We start from the raw sequence: 6,030 nt of genomic DNA on the forward strand, positions 1-6,030 counted from the left end.
CGTCAGGACCACGGCCGGGTCCGCGACGTGGTCCGGCCGCCGGTGATCGTCGACGGCGACGGCCGCGGCGCCGACCAGCTCCGGCCAGAACGACGCGCCGCACTCGGCCAGATGGCGGCGCAACGCCTGGTGCACCGCTCCGTCGGGTCGCGGGTCGAGCGCGGCGGGCGCCAGCCGGCGTGCGTCGTCGCGGAAGGTCACGACCACCCGTCCGTCGGCCGGGCCGATCGCCTCCGCTCCGACCCAGACGACGTCACCTGCGGCCAGGAGCGCGTCGAGGTCCGCCGGCCGGTAGCCGTCCACCCGAGCGGGTAGGACGTCGGTCTCCAGCACCGAGGCTGGGATCGGGGCGCCTTGCAGCTGCGCGAGCGCGTCGACCAGCGCATCGGTCCCGCGCCGGCCGGCACCGATGCCGTGCCAGCGCGGCAGGAACCGGCCCAGCGCCCCGGCATCGACCGGCTCGATCTCGCGGCGCAGCGCCGCCAGCGTGCGCTGGCGCAGCCGGCGCAGCACGTCCACGTCGCACCACTCGCGCTCGCCGGCGTGTCCGGCGGGGACGCGTCGGCCATCACCGGGCGGCGACGTGGGTCGGAACTCCCCCCGCACGACGCGACCGTCGCCCTCCAGACGAGCCAGGGCAGCGTGGATGCGGTTCGTCGGGACGCCGAGGCGTGTGGCGACCTCCCCAGCGACGAAGGGTCCGTGGGTCCGGGCGTAGCGGCCCACCAGCCGGACCAACGGGTCGGGCTGCGGCTCGGTGAACGCCGTGGGCAGCCCGGCGGGGAGCGCGACCCCCAGCGCGTCACGCAGCAGCGCCGCGTCCTCGGCGGCAGCGACGCGTTCCTCGCCTGCCACGCGGATCCGGATGGCACGTCGCTCGTCGACGAGCTGACCCACCCAGGACGCCGGGTCCCCGGCGCAGCGCCGCTCCAACTCGCCGAGGGTCAGCTCCCCGACGCGGCGGAGCATGTCGTGCACCTGATCGGCTGAGCTCGCCTGGCGGCCGCGCGTCAGGTGCTGTAGTTCGTCTTCCAGGTCCGACAGCACGTCGGCGTCGAGGAGGTCGCGCAGCTCCTCGGCTCCGAGCAGGTCGCGGAGCAGGTCCCGATCCAGGGCCAGCGCTGCCGCACGCCGCTCAGCCACGGGGGAGTCGCCCTCGTACATGTACGTGGCGATCCAGTGGAACAGCAGCGACTGCGCGAACGGTGAGGCGTGGGGCGTGTCGACCGCGACCACGCGGATGCGGCGGGAACGCACCTCCCCGAGGACGGCCTTCAGCGCTGGGAGGTCGAACACGTCGCGGAGGCACTCGCGGGTCGTCTCAAGCAGGATCGGGAACGACGGGTAGCGGGCGGCGACCGTCAGCAGGTCGCTGGCGCGCTGGCGCTGCTGCCATAGCGGCGTGCGCCGGCCGGGGCGGCGCCGTGGGAGCAGCAGCGCACGGCCGGCCGCCTCCCGGAAGTGGCTGGCGAACAGGGCGCTGTCGGGCAGCTCGGCGACCACCAGCTCCTCGACCTCGTCGGGGTCGATGGCCAGGTCGTCGACCGGGATGCGATCCACCGCCTCCGGTAGGCGGAGCACGATCCCGTCGTCGGACCAGATCGCTTCCACGTCGATGTCGCCACGCTCGCGGAGCCGGCGGCGGATGGCCAGCGCCCACGGGGCGTGCACACGGCCGCCGAACGGCGACAGGACGCAGATCCGCCAGTCGCCGATCTCGTCGCGGAACCGCTCGACCACGATGGTGCGGTCGTCGGGGACCACCCCCGTGACGGCAACCTGCTCGTCCAGGTAGTCGACGAGGTTGCGGGCGGTGAGCGTGTCCAGCCCATCGTCGGCCACCAGCGCGTCGACGGCGCGGTCGCCGCGGGCCTGCAGCTCCCGCACGAACGCCCCGACGGCACGGCCGACCTCGACCGGGCGCCCCGGGCCCTCGCCGTGCCAGAACGGCAACTTCCCCGGGGCGCCGGGAGCGGGCGTGACGATCACCCGGTCGAACGTGATCTCCTCGATCCGCCACGTCGACGCTCCGAGCGTGAACGTCTCGCCGGCGCGGCACTCGTAGACCATCTCCTCGTCGAGCTCCCCGACCCGGCTACCGTCGGGGAGGAAAACCCCGAACAGGCCGCGGTCGGGGATGGTGCCGGGGTTGGTGACCGCCAGCCGTTGGGCGCTGTCCCGGCCGCGGATGACGCCGGCGACCCGGTCCCACACGATGCGCGGCGTCAGCTCGGCGAACTCCTCCGACGGGTACCGGCCTGCGAGCAGGTCCAGCACCGCGTGCAGGGCCGCGTCGGACAGCTCCGAGAAGTTCGCGGCGCGCCGCACCAGAGCCGCCAACTCGTCGACCGACCAGTCGTCCATCGCCGCCATCGCCACGATCTGCTGCGACAGGACGTCGACGGGGTTGCGCGGGTACCGCGTCTCCTCGATCAGGGCCTGGCGCATCCGACGGACCACGACCGCCGCCTCGAGCAGGTCACCGCGGTACTTGGGGAACAGCGTCCCACGGGACGGCTCGCCCACCCGGTGGCCGGACCGTCCGATCCGTTGCAGCCCACGTGCGACCGATCCGGGCGACTCGACCTGCACCACCAGGTCGATCGCCCCCATGTCGATGCCCAGCTCCAGCGAGGACGTGGCGACCAACGCGCGGAGCGATCCACGCTTGAGCTCGTCTTCGATCGTGGTGCGCTGCTCGCGTGACAGCGACCCGTGGTGGGCTTTGACCAGGACCGGCGGCTCGGCGTCGGCGGCCAGGTCCCCGGCGGCGGCGCGGCGGTCACGTTCGAGTTCGTTGAGGCGGGCCGCGAGCCGCTCGGCGAGCCGGCGGGCGTTGCAGAAGATCAGCGTCGAGCGGTGCGCGTGGATCAGGTCCAAGAGGCGCGGTTGGATCGCCGGCCAGATGCTGCGCCGGGTCGAACCGTTGGCGGCGGGGTCGCCGAACGGGTCGTCGACCACCGAGCCGAGCTCACCCATGTCCTCGACCGGGACGACCACGTCGACGCGCAGCTCCTTGGTCGCCCCGGCGTCGATGATCGTGACCGGGCGGGGGTGGCCCGCGTCGAAGCCGCCCAGGAACCGTGCGACCTCATCCAGGGGGCGCTGCGTGGCCGACAACCCGATGCGCTGTGGTGGGCAGGTGGTCAAGGCGGCCAGACGCTCGAGCGACAGCGCCAGGTGCGCCCCGCGCTTGTTCCCCGCGACGGCGTGGATCTCGTCGACGATCACCTGCTGGACGTGGCGCAGCGTCAGACGTGCTTTGGACGTCAGCAGCAGGTACAGCGACTCCGGTGTGGTGATCAGGATGTCGGGTGGGTTGCGCACCATCGTCTGACGCTCACGGCCGGGCGTATCACCCGTGCGGATCGCGACGGTGGGTGCCGTCAACTCCAGACCCATCCGCTCGCCCGCCAGGACGGCGCCGCGCAGCGGTGCACGCAGGTTCTTCTCCACGTCGACGGCCAGGGCCCGCAGCGGGGAGACGTACAGAACCCGGGTGCGTTCGTCGCGGGGCGGGACCGGGGTGGTCACCATCCGGTCGATGGCGGTCAGGAACGCGGCCAGGGTCTTCCCGGAGCCGGTGGGAGCCAGCAGCAGGGTGTGGTCCCCGGCCGCGATCGGTGGCCAGCCGGCCGCCTGCGCGGCGGTCGGCTCGCGGAACGTCGTCGCGAACCACGTGCGGACGGCGGGAGAGAAGTGCTCGAGGGGCATCGCAGGCGCGACGCTACCCGCGGGCGGGGTTGCACGGCTGCGCGCGCCGTCACACCCGGTGGAACACCAGCAGGCGGCCGGTGACGGTCCCGTCCTCCTCACGCAAGGTGTGGGCGGTCTGCCGGAGGCGGCCCTGGTCGGCGGTCTCCAGGTTCAGGTGGTCCTCTGACCGGCCGTCGAGGAGCGCCTCCGGCGCTGCGGCGGCGCGCAGCCGTGCCAGGGACGCGTCCGTCAACGATGTCTCGGAGCGGTCGATCAGCTCGTCGACGGTGAGTCCCACCGGTGGTGCGGCGAGGCCGAACAGCTCCAGACAGGCGCGGTTGGCGTCTCGGATCACACCGTCGGGAGACACGAGCAGCATCCCGTCGTCGAGCGCATCGAAGACCAGGTTGGCCTGCGCCCACAGGGGCCGCAGCCGCGCCGGCGAGGGCGTGACGTCGACGTCGGGGAGCTCGGGGCGGTCCTCGACGGCCACGATCCGATCGAGGATCTCCAGGAAGCCGGCGACGACCTCAGGGTCGAACTGCGCGCCCGCCCCCGCCCGCAGCTCCTCGACGGCCTCCTCGACTGACATCGCCGGTCGGTAGGGACGGTCGTGCACCATCGCATCGAACGCGTCGCAGACGCCGAACATCCGCGTGACGAGTGAGATGTCGGTGCGGGCCAGCCCGCGCGGGTAGCCGCTGCCATCGAAGGCCTCGTGGTGGGTGGCCACCACCTGCAAGGCGGGCTGCAGGAAGCTGACTTGCTCGACGAACCGGACCCCGTACGTGACGTGGCGGCGCATCAGCGTCTGCTCCGCTTCGGTCAGCCGGCCCGGCTTCATCAGGATCCCGTCGGGAACCCCGAGCTTGCCGATGTCGTGCAGCAGGAAGCCGTACACCAGTTGCGGGTCGGCTGCGTGCTGCGGGGCGAGGTGACGCGCCAGGACGATCCCGTAGTGGGCGACGCGGTACACGTGTCCGCCGGTGACGGCGTCTCGGACGTCGATCGCTGCGGCCAGCGCCGCCACCGTCTCGAGGTGGGTGCGGGACAGCTCCGCGACCGTCGCCTGGGTGCGGTCCAGCGCGCCGCGCAGATCGCGCGCGTAGTGCAGCAGCTGCTCCTGGAGGACGCCCAACCGGTCGTCGCCCACACGTTGCTCAGGCACGGCGCTCCCAGACCGACACGAGCTCGATCAGCTCGACCGGGCTGAACGGTTTCTCCAGGAAGGCATCGGCGCCGGCCTCCGCCATCTGACGCCGGATCTCCGCATCGCGGACGCCGGTGAGAGCCACCACCCGGCACGAGCCACGCCAGGGTTCCGCGGCCAGCAGCCGGCAGACTTCGACCCCGGTGATGACCGGCATCTCGTGGTCGAGGATGATCGCGTCAGGCTGGAGCCGTCGAGCGCTCGCGACCGTCTCCACCCCGTCGCTCGCCTCGTGGACCTCCCAGTCGGCCGGCACGGTCGCGACGATCAACGACCGCAGCGCCTCGTCGTCCTCTGCGATCAGCACCCTCACCCGTTGCCCCTCCAGCACCCATGCTAGTTCTCATCTACACGAAACGGACGAGCCAACGTCCGGTTACGCTCGCGGACTTGCAAGTCACGCACCGTGACGTCGCACCCAGCGCCGAGCGACGTCTCGTACCATGGCGGCGCTGACCCGACGTCAGCGGTGAAGCCGGCCAGCCACGCGCTGAAGGAGCCGCATGGGTATCGGCCACGGGGATCGCCTGTCGACCCTCGACGCCACCTTCCTCGAACTGGAGACGCCCACCGAGCACATGCACACGGCCGGGTTGTTCATCTTCGACCCGCCCGACGACGGTGAGTTCGAGTTCTCGCGGTTCGTCCGCCTGGTCCGTTCGCGCCTGCATCTGGTCCCGCGGTTCCGTCAGAAGGTCGTCGACCGCCCACTTCCGCTGACGTCGCCGATCTGGATCGACGATGAGCAGTTCGACCTCTCCTACCACGTCCGTCACGCGGCCCTGCCACGCCCGGGTCGCATGGACCAGCTGATGGAGTACGTCGGGCGCCTGATCAGCCGTCCGCTGGACCGCAAGCGGCCGCTGTGGGAGCTGTACGTGATCGAGGGCCTCGAGGACGGCCGCGTCGCGTACCTCGGCAAGACCCACCACGCCATGGTCGATGGGGTGACGGGGATCGACATCGCCACGCTCCTCCTCGACTTCGATCAGGGAGGCGACCTCCCCCAACCCCGGGTCTGGCATCCGGCGCCCCGTCCCAACACCGTGCGGTTGGCCGCCGGCGCCGTCCGCGACGTGGCCACCAGTCCACGGTCGGTCGTGGCCGGGGTGCAGCGGCTCGGG

Annotated in this window: 4 protein-coding genes; 1 reads left to right on the plus strand and 3 read right to left on the minus strand. The window is 72.2% G+C overall.

The genetic code is table 11. The features are described from left to right. The 3 genes from M3N57_04900 to M3N57_04910 form a co-directional block, all read right to left on the minus strand. The coding region (locus tag M3N57_04900; protein ID MDP9022036.1) for a DEAD/DEAH box helicase at positions 1-3,714 on the minus strand (3,714 nt) is incomplete at its 3' end. Positions 3,715-3,763: 49 nt separating this feature from the next. Next, the gene (locus tag M3N57_04905; protein ID MDP9022037.1) at positions 3,764-4,864 is read right to left on the minus strand and encodes an HD domain-containing protein; all 1,101 of its coding nucleotides are present in this window, start codon (positions 4,862-4,864) and stop codon (positions 3,764-3,766) included. Continuing rightward, entirely contained in the window at positions 4,857-5,219 is a 363-nt protein-coding gene (locus tag M3N57_04910) for a response regulator (protein MDP9022038.1), read from the minus strand. Before M3N57_04910 ends, M3N57_04905 begins: the two co-directional genes overlap by 8 nt. A 190-nt stretch (positions 5,220-5,409) precedes the next feature. On the opposite strand from M3N57_04910, the gene M3N57_04915 reads away from it, so the two are divergent. Then, positions 5,410-6,030 (plus strand): wax ester/triacylglycerol synthase family O-acyltransferase (locus tag M3N57_04915; GenBank protein MDP9022039.1); only part of this gene is annotated, 621 nt, incomplete at its 3' end.

It is taken from the genome of Actinomycetota bacterium (assembly GCA_030776725.1).
GTDB lineage: Bacteria > Actinomycetota > Nitriliruptoria > Nitriliruptorales > JAHWKO01 > JAHWKW01.